This window comes from Tyzzerella sp. An114 (genome assembly GCF_002161055.1).
Classification (GTDB): Bacteria; Bacillota; Clostridia; order Lachnospirales; family Anaerotignaceae; genus Fimicola; species Fimicola cottocaccae.
Window position 1 is genome coordinate 29,480 of the sequence record NZ_NFLT01000004.1, and the last position, 15,259, is coordinate 44,738.

Genomic DNA, 15,259 nt, shown 5'->3' on the forward strand with positions numbered 1-15,259 from the left:
ATTTATATTAAATATCAAGATTGCTTACATACTGAGCATTTTCAGTTATAAAGTCACGTCTAGGCTCTACTTTGTCACCCATAAGCATACTGAAAATTTCATCAGCTGTTATAGCATCATTAAGGTCTACTTTTTTAAGTATTCTATGTTTAACGTCCATAGTTGTATCTCTAAGCTGGTCAAAGTCCATTTCTCCAAGACCTTTATATCTTTGAACATCTTTTATTCCTGTTCTACCAATTTCATCATAGAGTTTTTCAAGCTCTGCATCATCATAGACATAATAATGTTTTTTATTTTTCTCAACTCTGTAAAGTGGAGGCTGTGCAATATAAACTTTGCCCTCCTCAATAAGAGGCTGCATATATCTATAAAAGAAAGTAAGAAGAAGTGTTCTTATATGAGCACCGTCAACATCGGCATCAGTCATAATAACAATTTTATGATATCTGAGTTTTTCGAGGTCAAAATCTTCAGAAATACCTGTTCCGAAAGCTGTTATCATAGCTTTTATTTCTTCACTGGCAAGAATTCTATCAAGACGAGCTTTCTCAACATTCAAAATTTTACCTCTTAAAGGCAATACAGCCTGTGTTTTAGGGTCTCTCGCCTTTTTGGCCGAACCACCGGCAGAATCACCCTCTACAATGTAAATTTCACAGTTTTTAGGGTCTCTGTCAGAACAGTCTGTGAGTTTACCTGGAAGTCTTGTACTTTCAAGACCTGTTTTTCTTCTTACAAGTTCTCTAGCTTTTTTTGCTGCATCTCTTGCTCTTGAAGCAACAAGAGCCTTTTCAATTATTATCTTTCCTGTTTGAGGGTTCTGTTCAAGGAAGAAGGCAAGCTCCTCTGAAAGTATACCTTCAACAATACCTTTAACTTCACTGTTACCAAGTTTAGTTTTTGTCTGACCTTCAAACTGTGGTTCAGGTACTTTTACACTTATAACAGCTGTTATACCCTCTCTCACATCATCACCAGAAAGATTTTTATCATTATCCTTTATAAGATTAAATTTCTTTCCATAATCGTTTACAGTCTTTGTAAGACCTGATTTAAAGCCTACAAGATGAGTTCCACCATCAGTTGTATTTATATTATTTACGAAGGAATGTATATTTTCCATATATCCATCATTATGTTGGAAAGCAATTTCAACAGTAACACCATCTTTTGCTCCCTCAGCATAGAATATATTTTCATAAAGAGGTGAACGATTTTTATTTATAAATGACACAAACTCTTTTATACCGCCTTCATAGTGGAATGAACGTTTCTGTTCAATTCCTTCTCTCTCATCTATAAGATTTATTTTAAGACCTTTTGTTAAAAAAGCAGTCTCTCTAAGTCTCTGTTTTAAAATATCAAACTGGAAAATAAGGTCATCAAAAATTTCAGCATCAGGTTTAAATGTTACTGTTGTACCATGATTTTCACTTTCACCAGTAACAGTAAGTTTTGTCAATACATTACCTCTGCTGTATTTCTGTTCATAAACTTTTCCGTCTGTCTCAACTTTAACATCAAGCCATTCAGAAAGAGCATTTACAACAGAAGCACCAACACCATGAAGACCTCCTGAAACCTTATATCCTCCACCACCGAATTTTCCTCCGGCATGAAGTATTGTAAATACAACCTCAACGGCAGGTATACCTTTTTGAGCCTGTATACCAACAGGTATTCCTCTACCATTATCTTTTACTGTTATTGTATTATCTTTGTGTATAAAAACATAAATTTCTGTACAAAATCCTGCAAGGGCCTCATCAACGGCATTATCAACAATCTCATACACAAGATGGTGAAGACCTCTTGTACTTGTTGAACCTATATACATACCGGGACGTTTTCTGACAGCCTCAAGCCCCTCAAGGACTTGTATTTGACTTTCATTATACTCTGCTGACATAAATATTATCTCTCCTCAATTCCACAGGGCAAAAAAGCCCTACAAAAAAAATAATTCACGATATCGTGAAACACAAAAAACAATAATTTTAAACATACATTAATTATTGTAATTTATTATACCATTTTTTAATGTTTTTAACAAGAAAATAGGCTAAAAAATAGCTTAAAAAAGCCCGTTTCAGACTATTTTTTAATACTTATTTATAATAAAAATAATTGCCTTAAAAAATATATTCTAAACGTCAAAAAGGGTGTACTTTTATTACTTTTTTTATTTAATTTTTACAAATATAAAACTCATTAAACAAATAGTTTATAAGCAATTTTAAAATACAAAAAAACTTGTGTTCTCAATAATTCAAACACAAGTTTTTTTGATTACTTTTCCATTTTCAACATAAAAAATTGAAGCATTTTTAATATATTTTTTTACAACATCCTCAACACCAGTACATGTAAGTATTATTTGAGTATCTTTTATACTTTCAAGTAAAAACTTTTGTCTACTTTCGTCAAGTTCGGAAAAAACATCATCAAGCAATACAACAGGTTTTTCACCTGTCTCATTTTCTATAATATCAATTTCAGCAAGTCTTGTACTTAAAGATACAGTTCTTTGTTGACCTTGAGAACCAAAAAGTTTTACATCACAATCATTTACAGTAAAAATAATATCATCTTTATGAGGCCCTTGTGATGTTGTGCCATACATAATATCTCTTTCAATACTTGATAACAATTTTGAATGAAAGTTATCTTCTTTACAATCTGGCTTATACTCTATTTTAAGAATTTCGCCCTCTCCTGTAATTTTTTTATGTTTAATGGCTGATATATCATTTAATTTAGAAATAAAGTTTCTACGGGCTGATATAAGCCTTTTTCCGTATTCCTCAAGCTGATTATCCCAAACAAATATAGTTTCTTTCAAAGAAGGGTTTTTTTGAATATTTTTTAGTAAACTATTTCTCTGTTTAAGAACTTTGTAATACTGTTGAAGGTCATAGCAATATACATTACTCATTTGACAAAGCTCCATATCCATAAATCTTCTTCTTTCAGAAGGTCCATCTTTAACAAGACCTAAATCTTCCGGAGAGAATATAACAGTTAAAAGTGTACCAAAAAGTTCACTAGACTTTTTTATAGGAATACCATTTACAGCAATACCTTTTCTCTCATCTTTTTTGATATGCAAATCTATTCTATCTTTTCTACTACCTTTAACACAAAAAATACGAACATGACATTCTGAACCATTAAAATTTACAAGGCGACTATCAATTCTAGTTCTATGAGAACGACCTGTTCCACAGACATAAACAGTTTCAAGTATATTTGTTTTTCCTTGGGCATTATTTCCATAAAATATATTTATACCCTTATTCAATTTTAAATCTATTCCATAAAGGTTTCTAAAACCCTCAGCAGAAATACTTTCAATATACAAATTTACACCTCCTTTTTATGTCCTCCATAGAAAAACACAGGCTGTAAATATTTACAGCCTGTTGTTTAATAACACTAAACTCAATCTTTGTATAAATATACATTTTATTAATAATAGTGTTTATAAAGCTTGAAATAATCACATTTCTGGAGCTTTTATTTGTATTTTACCAATACCATCAACTTCAACAATATCATTATTTCTAATTTTTTTACCTCGTTCTGTTGCAACAACACCATTAACTTTAACCATACCCTCAGAAATATAATATTTTGCATCAGAACCAGCATCAATCATGCCAGCAAGCTTTAAAACCTGCTGAAGTTTTATAAAATCTGTTTTAATTTCAATAATTTCCATAAAAATTCTCCTAACTATTACATTCTTAAAGGAAGTATAAGATATTTATACTCATCACCATCAAGAGGTTTTATAATACAAGGGCTTAAAGAAGCAGTAAATTGTATAGCAACTTTATCTTCTTCAATAACCTTTAATGCTTCAATAAGATATCTAGGATTAAAAGCAATTTTTAATCCATCACCATCACAGTCAATTTCAATTTCCTCATGGGCAGTTCCCAATTCAGCATTTGAATTTATAATAATTCTGTTTCCGCCAATTTCCAATTTAACAGGAATTTTTTTGCTATCTCTGGAAATAAGACAAGCTCTCTCAAGACTTGAAATAAGCTCACTTCTACTTACAATTATCTTTGTTTTAAAATCTTCAGTAAAACTCTGTCTGTATTTTATATATTCTCCTTCAATAAGTCTTGAAACAACTATACTTTTTCCAAGGTCAAAAAGTATATGTTTATCTGTAACATATAAAGAAACTTTGTCTTCACCTTCATTAGAAAGTATTTTACTTATTTCATTAAGGGTTTTACCAGGAACAATAACTTCAATATTATCATTTCCACTTATAAGATTTGATTTTTTATAAGAAATTCTGTAACCATCAACAGATACCATGTTTATACTGTTATTAGATAACTCTATAAGTTCACCAGTAAGTACAGGTTTTGATTCATCTTGAGCTATAGAGAATATAGTTTGTCTTATCATATTTCTCAAATCATTTTGAAAAAGAACATATTCATTATTTTTTTCAACAATAGGAAGCATAGGAAAATCTTCGCCATCTTGACCAGCAATCTTAAATTGAGAAAAACCAGAAGATATAAGCGTCATATTTTTTTCATCAGTTTCAATAGAAACACTTTCTCCATTAATACGTCTTATAATTTCTGAAAATATTTTTGCTTCTATGGCAATAATTCCTGTTTCTTCAACATCAGCATCAATAAACGCAGTTTCTATTCCAAGTTCTAAGTTATTTGCTGTTAATTTAAAACCTTCTTTTGAAACTGTTAACAAAATACATTCAAGTATAGGAAGAGTTGTTCTTCCAGATACAGCTTTTGAAACGATATTTATACCATTAAGTAGATTTTCTCTTTGACATGTGAATTTCATTATTGTTTACAACTCCTTTTGGTACTATTATATATATAAATATAAATTTTTTTAGTAGTGGTAGTAGTAGGGGCATGTTAAAATGTGGATAACTATCGAAACCCCTTTAAAACAGTAAAAAAATGGCTATGGATAAATCTGTGCATATTTAATTATAAAACAAAAAGTTATCCACAAATTCAACATATTCACAGATTTTAAAAAGTTATTAACATTTTTTCAACATATTTTTCAACAACTTATCAACAGCCTATTTATTGACCTTTTATTCTCTTTTCAAGCTCAAGAATTGTTTTCTGAAGAGAAGGATCTTTTTCAAGTTCTTTTTCTATTTTTGTACAAGCATGAATTACTGTAGAGTGGTCTCGACCACCAAAACGCTCACCAATTTTAGGTAAAGAAATATCAAGAATTTTTCTTGAAAGATACATAGCAATTTGTCGTGGATATGCTATGTTTTTAGGCTTTTTGCTTCCTGTAATATCTTCAGTACGTATATTATAGTAATTTGCAACAACTTCCTGAATAAGTTCAGGAGTTATCTGTGTAGTAGTTTTATCACTAAAAATATCTTTAAGAGCATTTTCTGCAAGTTCTATTGTAATTTGTTGATTTGTAAGAGAGGCATAAGCAACAATTCTTGTCAAAGCCCCTTCAAGTTCACGAATATTTGAAACAATGCATTTTGCAATAAAAGCCATAACTTCATTAGGAACAGTCAAACCATCAGTATCAGCTTTTTTTTGTAAAATAGCAATTCTTGTTTCATAATCAGGTGGTTGAATATCAGCTATAAGTCCCCATTCAAAACGACTTCTAAGTCTATCCTCAAGAGTTTTTATTTCTTTTGGAGGACGGTCTGAAGAAATTATAATCTGTTTGTTTGACTCATGGAGAGTGTTAAATGTGTGGAAAAACTCCTCCTGAGTGCTTTCTTTTTGTGATATAAATTGTATATCATCTATAAGAAGAACATCAATATTTCTGTATTTATTTCTAAATTCTTCATTTTTATTGTTCTTGATAGAATTTATAAGCTCATTTGTAAAAGTTTCACTTGAAGCATAAAGCACTTTTTTATCTGGATTATGTTCAAGTATGTAGTGGGCTATGGAATGCATAAGATGTGTTTTTCCAAGACCAACACCACCATAAAGGAAAAGAGGATTGTAAGCTCCAGCAGGTGATTCAGCTACAGCAAGTGAAGCTGCATGAGCCATACGATTACTGTTACCTACAACAAAAGAGCTAAAAACATATCTAGGATTAAGATTTCCTACACTTTCAACTGTATTTACTGATTTTTTGTGACTGGACTTAGTTGGATTATTTTTTTCTTTAAGTTCGTCTTCTGTGAAAATAATTACATTATATTCTTTTGAAGTTATCTTTTTAATAGAATTTTTTATAAGTGACATATATCTTTTTTCAATCATTTCCTTATAAAAAGAGTCTCCAATCTTGAGAATAAAGTTATTTCCCTCTATTTCAAGAGGAACCAAAGGCATTATCCAGGTTTCAAAACTTACAAGAGAAGAACTTTCCTCCTCAATAATTTTTAAAGCCTCATTCCAGTATTCTGTGACCTGGTTCATAAATAAAAATTCCTCCTTAAAAAACCGTTAAAAAATTGTGGATAAAAAATATATTTATACACAACTAAGAAAAATAAACTGTTAATAAAAAAAATAATTATACAATTAAAATTACGTTAAAAAAAGATATAAACACGGCTGTGGATAGAGTTTTACACTGACGTGTTTTGAAAATTTATGTTAAAATATAGTATTTTACAATAAACTTTATAATTTATAAACAATATTGTCAACAACATGTGGATAAAATTTAAATATGAACACAATAAAATATCAACAAATTGTTTAATATGTGTATAACTCTAATAATAATAACAAAATACTTTATTATTATCAAGAAAAATTAAGACCTAGGATAAAAATTTTTCAACTTATCAACAGGGGTGTGCTTTAAAATATGCATGTGAAAATATTTAACGCAGTATTTATTATAAATTAATAAAAGTCCAAAAAAGTCTCAAAATACTTAATCTTACAATTAAAATTTCTTGACGAGCAGTTAAATTTTTAATATAATAGTAGCAGTGCTTGCCTGTGAGCAAGGATAGGCTATGCAATAAAGGAGGTGCGTAAACATGAAAATGACATTTCAGCCAAAGAAAAGACAGAGAAGTAAAGTACATGGCTTCAGAAAAAGAATGAGTACAGCAAACGGAAGAAAAGTATTAGCAGCTAGAAGAAGAAAAGGAAGAAAAGTATTATCCGCATAATCTAAAAGTTCTATATACTTACTACTATAATAAGGCCGCAGATAGTGGCCTTTTATAATATGTAGTTAATTTAGCGGATACAACCTTTTGCCCAAAGGAGAATAAAAGTGGAATTTACTGAATCTCTCAAAAAAAATTATCATTTCAGATATGTATATAACAAAGGAAAGTCTATTGCTAACAGACATCTTGTTATGTATGTCCATAAAAATGGAAAGGATACAAACCGTCTTGGTATATCCGTAAGCAAAAAGGTGGGTAAAAGTGTAACTCGTTCAAGAGTGACAAGACTTATTCGTGAAAGTTACAGACTCATGGAAAAGGACATAAAATCCGGTTTTGATATTGTTGTTATAGCCAGAGTGTCTTCAGCAGAATTAGACTATTTCACTTTGGATAAATCACTTAAGCATCTTATGAAAAAACACAATCTTTTTAAATCAGTTAAATCAGATAATACAACAAAAAATAAAGAAGGAAAGTGAAAAGTTTGATAAAAAAAGTTTTTTTATTTCTTATTAGATTTTATCAAAAGTGTATATCACCGGCATTGGGACCTCATTGTCGTTTCACTCCTACTTGTTCCCAATATGCTTTTGAAGCAATATCAAAGTACGGTGTCTTTAAAGGCGGTTTTCTTTCTATAAAACGTCTTTTAAAATGCCATCCATTCCACGAGGGTGGGTATGACCCCGTACCATAAAATAATTCATATATTCGATTGATGAGTCGTCGTTTTAAGGAGGCAAAAAAGTGTTAGAATCGTTAGCAGTTTCATCAGCGGGACTTCTTGTTACAAGACAGCCCGGAGTTATAGTTGGACCAATAGCAAATTTTTTGGGTTTTATCTATAATATACTGTTTAATTTTATTTATTCGTTTATACAGTCAGGTTCTCTCGGTATAGCTATCATACTTTTTACAATCATTGTAAAACTTGTGCTTTTCCCACTTATGGTGAAACAGCAGAAATCAACTTATAAAATGCAAAAGCTTCAGCCTGAGATGAACAAAATCAGAGCTAAATATGCAGGAAAGAAAGACCAGGAATCACAGCAGAGAATGGCATATGAAATGCAAGAGTTCCAGAAAAAGAATGGCATTAGTATGTTTGGCGGCTGTCTTCCTTTACTTATACAGCTTCCTATACTTTATGCACTGTTTTATATTTTCCAGCAGGCATATGTATATGTAGATGTTGTTTCAGACAACTATAATGCAATTGCAAATGCACTTATTTCAATACCTCTTGACCTTAGAATGGAGGCTATTGGAGGATTTGCAACACAGATAGCAGACTCAATGAAAGTGCAGCTTGATATGAACAATGTAAATGACATAGTTACTGTTGTAAACTCACTTTCATCAAGTAACTGGGACCAGATTATGGCTGTTTTAGGTGACAGTGGAAAAGAACTTATACCACTTCTTGCCCAGAAAAATCAGATGGAGAATTTCCTTTTTGTCCATCTTATAGAAAATCCGGGAATACGTTTCCCAGAAATTATACTTCCTATTTTGTCAGGTGGTACAACATGGCTTTCAAGTAAAATCATGATGAAAAATCAGCCTCAGCAAAATCCGGACGACCCAACAGCAGCAACAATGAAAACAATGAATATGGTAATGCCTATTATGATGGGTGTTATGACAGTAACTTTACCAGCTGGTCTTGGACTTTACTGGACAGTAAGTAATCTTTTCCAGGTTGGACAGCAGGTAGTTTTACAGAAATATTTTAAGAATAAAGATGAGAAAGGGGCAGCATTATAATTATGGATGAACTCGAAAAATCAGGAAAAACCGTAGATGATGCTGTAAATGAAGCCCTGAAGGAAATGAACCTTACAAGAGATGAAGTTGAAATAACAATAATTGAGGAAGGTTCAAAAGGATTTCTTGGTATGTTTGGTGCCAAAAATGCCATAGTAAAAGTAAAAAGAAAATTTAACCCTGAAAAAGTTGCTGAAAATTTCCTTCGTGAAATGTTCCTTGCAATGGGTATAATTGTAAAGATAGAAACAAAATTGAAGGATAAACAGCTTTCAATAGAGTTAAGTGGTGACGATATGGGTGTACTTATAGGAAAAAGAGGACAGACTCTTGATTCAATACAGTACCTTGTAAATCTTGTTGTAAATAAAGGTAATGCACCATATATAAGTATAACAATAGATACTGAAAATTACCGTCAGAGAAGAAAAGAAACTCTTGAGACACTTGCTCTTAATCTTGCTAAAAAAGTTAAACAGACAAGAAAGAGTGTTGTTCTTGAGCCAATGAATCCTTATGAAAGAAGAATAATTCATTCAGCACTTCAGAATGATAGATATGTTACAACATACAGTGAAGGTGAAGAACCTTATCGTAATGTTGTCATAGTATTAAAAAATCAGCAGTAATCAAAGAAGACTACCCGATAATTTCGTATTTTTGAAAGTATCGGGTATTTTAATTATAAAAATAAATATTTTGAATATAAAAAGAGGTGACTACTATGAAAGGAACGTCTCTTGATGATGTAATTGCTGCAATATCCACTCCAGCAGGAAGTGGCGGAATAGGCATTGTACGTATAAGTGGTAATGGTGCAATAGATGTTGCAGATAAAATTTTTAAGGGTGTAAGAGGTATAAAACTTATAGATAAAAAAAGCCACACAGTTTCTTATGGCAGTGTATATGATATAAAGACAGGAAAAATTATTGATGAAGTTCTTGCTACTGTTATGAAAGCTCCAAACACATATACAAAAGATGATATTGTAGAAATAAACTGTCATGGTGGAACTGTTGTTGTAAAAAAGGTTCTTGAGTCTGTTTTGAACAGTGGAGCAAGACTTGCAGAGCCGGGAGAATTTACAAAGAGAGCCTTTTTAAATGGCAGAATAGACCTTTCACAGGCAGAAGCTGTTATTGATGTTATAAATTCAAAAACAGATATGTCCCGTCAAGCTGCTGTAAGTAGACTTGAAGGAAAACTTAAAAAGGCTGTAAACCAAATAAGAGATAGACTTCTTGATATGATAGCATCAATAGAAGTTGCAATAGATTATCCTGAACATGATATTGAAGAAGAAACATATAACAATATGTATAAATCATCAGAAGAAGTTTTGAGAGATATAGACAGACTTCTTGAAACTGCTGACAGAGGTAAAATTGTTCAGGAAGGTATCGAGACAGTAATTTTAGGTAAACCAAATGTAGGTAAATCATCACTTTTAAACAGATTTCTTGAAGAAGAAAGAGCAATAGTCACAGATATACCGGGGACAACTAGGGATACTGTGGAAGAGTTTATGAATATAGATGGTATTCCTATAAAAATAGTTGATACAGCAGGAATTAGAGAAACTGGAGATATAGTTGAAAAAATGGGTGTTTCAAAATCAAAAGAGTATGCCAAAAAAGCAGACCTTGTTCTTATGATGCTTGACTCATCAAGAGAGCTTGACAATGAAGATATTGAAATACTTGATTTTATAAAAGATAAAAAATCAATTATACTTTTAAACAAATCTGACCTTGAAAATAAACTTGATAAACAAAAACTTGTTGAGTATGTGGATAAAGATGATATAATAAGCCTGTCAGTAAAAGAAAATGAAGGTATAGAACAGCTTACAGACAGAATAAAATCAATGTTTATGACAGGTGATGTAAATATTTCTGATGATGTAATGATTGGCAATGTACGTCACAAAAATGCTCTTTATTATGCAAGAGAAAGTATGGAGAGAGCAAAAACAACAATAGAAACTCGTATGCCTGAAGATTTTATATCAATGGATTTACAAGATGCACTCCGTTATCTTGGAGAAATAACAGGTGAAAGTGTAGATGAAGAGATAATTGATAGAATTTTTTCACGTTTCTGTTTAGGAAAATAATAAAAAAGTAAAAAATATACAAAAAAAAAGGGGCTACGCCCCTAAAAACCTTGGGGCTACGCCCCAAACCCCGCAAGGGCTACGCCCTTGATTAAAAAATTTATACTAACTGAAAATAAAAGGAGAAAAAAATGAGATACGAAGCTGACTCAGTAGATATTATAGTTGTCGGCGGCGGTCATGCAGGCTGTGAAGCAGCTCTTGCATCAGCTCGTATGGGACTTAAAACTATAATGTTCGCTATAAATCTTGATAGTATTGCAATGATGCCATGTAATCCTAGTATAGGCGGAAGTTCAAAAGGTCATCTTGTAAGAGAAATAGACGCCCTCGGCGGTGAAATGGGTAAAAATATAGATAAAACATATATACAAACAAAAATGCTTAATACAGGAAAAGGCCCTGCGGTGTATTCTCTCCGTGCACAGGCGGATAAAAACAGATACAAAGAGACTATGAAACAAACTCTTGAGAATACTGAAAATCTTAAAATCCGCCAAAATGAAGTAACAGAAATACTTGTGGAAGACGGAAAAGTTACAGGTGTTGTAACTCATTCAGATGCTATTTTCCGTTGTAAAGCTGTTGTACTTTGTATGGGAACATATATGAAAGCCCGCTGTCTTTACGGTGAAACAATAATGAATTGTGGACCAAACGGTCTTATGAATGCTACAAAATTAAGTCAAAATCTTATGGATTTAGGCATAAAACTTTATCGTTTTAAAACAGGTACACCTGCTCGTATAGATAGACGTACTGTTGATTTCTCTAAAATGGAACCACAATACGGTGATGAAAAAATTGTACCATTTTCATTTGAAAATAAACCGGAAGATATTTATAGAGAGCAAGTTCCATGTTGGCTTACATATACCAATGAGGAAACCCACACTATAATAAGAGAAAATCTCCACCGTTCACCTATGTATGCCGGTGTAATAGAAGGTACAGGAACACGTTATTGTCCATCAATAGAGGATAAAGTTGTTCGTTTTGCTGATAAAAACCGTCATCAAATATTCATAGAGCCTGAAGGTGAAGGCACTTATGAAATGTATGTACAGGGAATGTCAACATCACTTCCAGAAGATGTTCAGCTTAGAATGTATAGAAGTGTTCCAGGTCTTGAAAACTGTGAAATTATGCGTACAGCCTATGCTATAGAGTATGACTGTATAGACGCAACACAGCTTAAATTAAGCCTTGAATTTAAAAATATAAAAGGATTATTCAGTGCTGGACAGTTTAATGGTACAAGTGGATATGAGGAAGCAGGAGCACAGGGAATTATTGGTGGTATAAATGCAGCCCAGTATGTAAAAGGGGAAAAACCACTTATATTAAAACGTTCAGATGCCTATATAGGTGTTCTTATAGATGACATTGTTACAAAGGGAAGTAAAGAGCCTTACAGAATGATGACATCTCGTGCAGAATATAGACTTCTCTTAAGACAGGACAATGCTGACCAAAGATTAACTAAAATGGGTTATGATGTAGGTCTTGTTACAGAAGAAAGATATCAAAGACTTCTTGAAAAAGAAAGACTTATAGCAGAGGAAATTGAGAGAGTAAAAGGTGTAATAATAACACCTAAAGAGGAAGTTTTAAACCTTCTTGCAGAGTATAATTCAACACCTATAAAATCCGGTGTACGCCTCTCTGAGCTTATAAAACGTCCTGAGCTTAATTACTTTAAACTTAAATCAATTGACCCTAATAGACCTGAAAATCTCGATTATGAAGTGTATGAACAGGTTAATATACAGATTAAATATGAAGGCTATATAAGACAGCAGTTAAATCAAGTAGAACAGTTCAAAAAACTTGAAAATAGACTTCTTCCAGAAGAAATTGATTATAGTACAGTAAGTGGACTTCGTCTTGAGGCACAGCAGAAACTCAATGCAATAAGACCTGTATCAATAGGTCATGCTTCAAGAATAGCAGGAGTTTCACCAGCAGATATTTCTGTACTTCTTGTATATATGGAACAAATGAAAAGACAAAAATAAATTTATGTCCATAATAATTAAATAGGAGGTGTATAAAAGTATGAATACACCCTTTATAGAGTTTGATGGAAAGAGGGAAAAAGCTGTAAAGAATATATTTATTCATAGAGGTAAAACAGATATAGGAAATCGTATTTGTATACCAGATAAAAATAAACCTTTTTTCTCAATACCAAATGCTAATGGAACAGTAAAGTCCTTTCTTGAGGCTTTGAATAATAATTACATTGATGAAGCTATGGGATATATAAGCAAAAATGTTATTTCACCTATAAATTTTAATGAAATATATTCAATATTTGAAGGTGTAAAAAGCTATAAATGTCTTATATCAGTTACAAAGAATACTTCTTTGTTAAAACAAGTTTCAATAGCTGTAAAAAAATCATCAAAAAATAGAATAGAGATTATAAATCTTAAAATGGTAAATGAACCTGATAGTTTTGGAAAATGGAAAATTTATCAGATAGAAAAGGAGTAGTATAAATTGACCGATATTGAAAAACTTCTTTATGAAAGTCTAAAAACTCTCGGTATTGAAATAAATGAAAATCAGATAAAACAGTTTATACTCTATAAAGATTTACTTTTAGAGTGGAACGAAAAAATGAACCTTACAGCAATAACAGAGGACAGAGATGTTATACAGAAACATTTTGTTGATTGTGTTTCCATAGCATCAAAAATAGATATACCTGAAAATATAAATGTAATTGATGTTGGAACAGGTGCTGGATTTCCCGGAATACCTGTGAAAATAGCTTTTCCAAAAATGAATATAACTCTCCTTGACTCTTTAAATAAGAGAATAAATTTCCTTGAGGAAGTTGTAAAAGACTTAGGTCTTGAGAATGTAAATTGTGTTCATTCAAGAGCTGAGGATGGAGGACAAAATTTAGAATATCGTGAAAAATACGATATGTGTATATCAAGAGCTGTTGCAAATCTTGCGGTTTTATCAGAGTACTGTCTTCCTTTTGTAAAAGTTGGAGGAAGTTTTGTGTCATTAAAAGGACCTGATGTTGAGGAGGAATTAAAAGAAGGCAAAAAGGCAATAGAAAAACTTGGTGGAGAAATTGTTAAAACAGAAAAAATTGCTATTCCTGACAGCGATATAATCCATAGCCTTGTTATTATAAAAAAAGTTCGACAGACACCAAAACAGTATCCTAGAAAAGCCGGAAAAGTTACAAAAAATCCCATAAAATAAATATAAAGACCTTGTATTCTGTTGAAATACAAGGTTTTTTAAATTATAAAAAAAATTTCTCCCATAACTTTATATGGTATAATTTGTAAAAAAAGTGAAAAGGGAGTGGGAGTGTTGCTTTCAGCAATAAAATTTTGTGATTTTAAAGTAAAAAAAGGCAGTAATACAGTTTTGAATATACCAATAGATAAAATAAGACCTAATCCGTATCAACCAAGAAAATATTTTGATATAACTTCCCTTGTAGAGTTATCAGAGTCTATAAGGGAATATGGAGTTTTGCAACCTGTAACAGTCAGATTTATAAACAATTGTTCATATGAACTTGTATCTGGAGAGAGAAGACTTAGAGCCTCAAAAATAGCAGGACTTGAGACAATACCCTGTATAGTAGTTAAAATAACAGACAATGAAAGTGCTGTTATGGCACTTATAGAGAATATACAAAGACAAAATCTTAATTTTTTTGAGGAAGCGGAAGGTTATGAAAATTTATTGAAAGATTATAATCTTACCCAAGAAGAACTATCAAAGAAACTTAAAAAAAGTCAATCTGCAATAGCTAATAAAATAAGACTTTTGAGACTTCCACCAGACATAAGAAAAATAATAATAGATAATGGACTGACTGAAAGTCATGCCAGAGCTATAATAAGAATACCTGACAGTGATATACAAAGAGAAGTTTTAAAAACTATTATAGATAAAGATTTTAATGTTAAAAAGACAGAAGAACTTGTTGAAAGAGAAATTGAAAAAATAAGAAATAATCAAGGTAAATATAAAATAAATCAAAAAGAAAAAATACGAATAACAGATATACGTATTTTAAAAAACACTGTAAAACAAACTGTTGATATAATAAAAAAATCAGGTGTAGAAGCTGGTTTTGAAGATTTTCAACATGGTGATTTTTATGAAATAAATATAAAAATAAAATTATGAAAAAACTATATATATTTTACATTTACAAAGATTGCCCTGTGTTT

15 protein-coding genes are annotated in these 15,259 nt (G+C 31.3%); 10 read left to right on the forward strand and 5 right to left on the reverse strand.

Annotation, left to right across the window (positions count from 1 at the left end):
• Window positions 1–7: 7 nt before the first annotated feature.
• The 5 genes from gyrB to dnaA form a co-directional block, all read right to left on the reverse strand.
• Complete coding sequence (gene gyrB / locus B5E58_RS04675) at window positions 8–1,912, reverse strand: DNA topoisomerase (ATP-hydrolyzing) subunit B (RefSeq protein ID WP_088108535.1); 1,905 nt, start codon at window positions 1,910–1,912, stop codon at window positions 8–10.
• A gap of 360 nt (window positions 1,913–2,272) precedes the next feature.
• Window positions 2,273–3,364, reverse strand: coding sequence for a DNA replication/repair protein RecF (gene recF / locus B5E58_RS04680; protein WP_088108536.1), 1,092 nt, complete (start codon window positions 3,362–3,364; stop codon window positions 2,273–2,275).
• 138 nt (window positions 3,365–3,502) lie between these two features.
• Complete coding sequence (locus B5E58_RS04685; RefSeq protein WP_088108537.1) at window positions 3,503–3,724, reverse strand: RNA-binding S4 domain-containing protein; 222 nt, start codon at window positions 3,722–3,724, stop codon at window positions 3,503–3,505.
• A gap of 17 nt (window positions 3,725–3,741) precedes the next feature.
• The gene (dnaN, locus tag B5E58_RS04690; RefSeq protein WP_088108538.1) at window positions 3,742–4,845 is read right to left on the reverse strand and encodes a DNA polymerase III subunit beta; all 1,104 of its coding nucleotides are present in this window, start codon (window positions 4,843–4,845) and stop codon (window positions 3,742–3,744) included.
• Window positions 4,846–5,099: 254 nt separating this feature from the next.
• Window positions 5,100–6,440: a chromosomal replication initiator protein DnaA gene (gene dnaA / locus B5E58_RS04695; protein ID WP_088108539.1), complete on the reverse strand. Its 1,341-nt coding sequence runs from the start codon at window positions 6,438–6,440 to the stop codon at window positions 5,100–5,102.
• A gap of 575 nt (window positions 6,441–7,015) precedes the next feature.
• Between dnaA and rpmH the strand changes: the two genes are divergently transcribed.
• The 10 genes from rpmH (at window position 7,016) to B5E58_RS04745 (ending at window position 15,215) form a co-directional block, all read left to right on the forward strand.
• Entirely contained in the window at window positions 7,016–7,150 is a 135-nt protein-coding gene (gene rpmH / locus B5E58_RS04700; RefSeq protein ID WP_088108540.1) for a 50S ribosomal protein L34, read from the forward strand.
• 107 nt (window positions 7,151–7,257) lie between these two features.
• Window positions 7,258–7,635, forward strand: coding sequence for a ribonuclease P protein component (rnpA, locus tag B5E58_RS04705; RefSeq protein WP_088108541.1), 378 nt, complete (start codon window positions 7,258–7,260; stop codon window positions 7,633–7,635).
• On the forward strand, window positions 7,632–7,853 hold the full coding sequence (gene yidD, locus B5E58_RS04710; protein WP_443080035.1) for a membrane protein insertion efficiency factor YidD: 222 nt from the start codon (window positions 7,632–7,634) through the stop codon (window positions 7,851–7,853). Before rnpA ends, yidD begins: the two co-directional genes overlap by 4 nt.
• A 50-nt stretch (window positions 7,854–7,903) precedes the next feature.
• Window positions 7,904–8,923, forward strand: a complete 1,020-nt coding sequence (locus B5E58_RS04715) for a YidC/Oxa1 family membrane protein insertase (protein WP_088108543.1) — start codon at window positions 7,904–7,906, stop codon at window positions 8,921–8,923.
• Between the two features lie 2 nt (window positions 8,924–8,925).
• On the forward strand, window positions 8,926–9,552 hold the full coding sequence (gene jag, locus B5E58_RS04720; RefSeq protein ID WP_088108544.1) for an RNA-binding cell elongation regulator Jag/EloR: 627 nt from the start codon (window positions 8,926–8,928) through the stop codon (window positions 9,550–9,552).
• Between the two features lie 95 nt (window positions 9,553–9,647).
• Window positions 9,648–11,042 (forward strand): tRNA uridine-5-carboxymethylaminomethyl(34) synthesis GTPase MnmE, encoded by a 1,395-nt coding sequence (gene mnmE, locus B5E58_RS04725; RefSeq protein ID WP_088108545.1) that lies wholly within the window; start codon window positions 9,648–9,650, stop codon window positions 11,040–11,042.
• 131 nt (window positions 11,043–11,173) lie between these two features.
• The gene (gene mnmG / locus B5E58_RS04730) at window positions 11,174–13,060 is read left to right on the forward strand and encodes a tRNA uridine-5-carboxymethylaminomethyl(34) synthesis enzyme MnmG (RefSeq protein ID WP_088108546.1); all 1,887 of its coding nucleotides are present in this window, start codon (window positions 11,174–11,176) and stop codon (window positions 13,058–13,060) included.
• A 40-nt stretch (window positions 13,061–13,100) separates the two neighbouring features.
• Entirely contained in the window at window positions 13,101–13,541 is a 441-nt protein-coding gene (locus B5E58_RS04735; RefSeq protein WP_088108547.1) for a hypothetical protein, read from the forward strand.
• Between the two features lie 6 nt (window positions 13,542–13,547).
• Window positions 13,548–14,270 (forward strand): 16S rRNA (guanine(527)-N(7))-methyltransferase RsmG, encoded by a 723-nt coding sequence (rsmG, locus tag B5E58_RS04740; RefSeq protein ID WP_330395612.1) that lies wholly within the window; start codon window positions 13,548–13,550, stop codon window positions 14,268–14,270.
• A 114-nt stretch (window positions 14,271–14,384) separates the two neighbouring features.
• The gene (locus B5E58_RS04745; RefSeq protein WP_242956597.1) at window positions 14,385–15,215 is read left to right on the forward strand and encodes a ParB/RepB/Spo0J family partition protein; all 831 of its coding nucleotides are present in this window, start codon (window positions 14,385–14,387) and stop codon (window positions 15,213–15,215) included.
• Window positions 15,216–15,259: the final 44 nt, after the last annotated feature.

What these genes read in the sequence shown, in the direction of transcription:
- gyrB (WP_088108535.1), bottom strand. Translation starts at nt 1,912, where the DNA reads ATGTCAGCAGAGTATAATGAAAGTCAAATACAAGTCCTTGAGGGGCTT.
- B5E58_RS04685 (WP_088108537.1), bottom strand. Translation starts at nt 3,724, where the DNA reads ATGGAAATTATTGAAATTAAAACAGATTTTATAAAACTTCAGCAGGTT.
- dnaN (WP_088108538.1), bottom strand. Translation starts at nt 4,845, where the DNA reads ATGAAATTCACATGTCAAAGAGAAAATCTACTTAATGGTATAAATATC.
- dnaA (WP_088108539.1), bottom strand. Translation starts at nt 6,440, where the DNA reads ATGAACCAGGTCACAGAATACTGGAATGAGGCTTTAAAAATTATTGAG.
- rpmH (WP_088108540.1), top strand. Translation starts at nt 7,016, where the DNA reads ATGAAAATGACATTTCAGCCAAAGAAAAGACAGAGAAGTAAAGTACAT.
- jag (WP_088108544.1), top strand. Translation starts at nt 8,926, where the DNA reads ATGGATGAACTCGAAAAATCAGGAAAAACCGTAGATGATGCTGTAAAT.
- mnmE (WP_088108545.1), top strand. Translation starts at nt 9,648, where the DNA reads ATGAAAGGAACGTCTCTTGATGATGTAATTGCTGCAATATCCACTCCA.
- mnmG (WP_088108546.1), top strand. Translation starts at nt 11,174, where the DNA reads ATGAGATACGAAGCTGACTCAGTAGATATTATAGTTGTCGGCGGCGGT.
- B5E58_RS04735 (WP_088108547.1), top strand. Translation starts at nt 13,101, where the DNA reads ATGAATACACCCTTTATAGAGTTTGATGGAAAGAGGGAAAAAGCTGTA.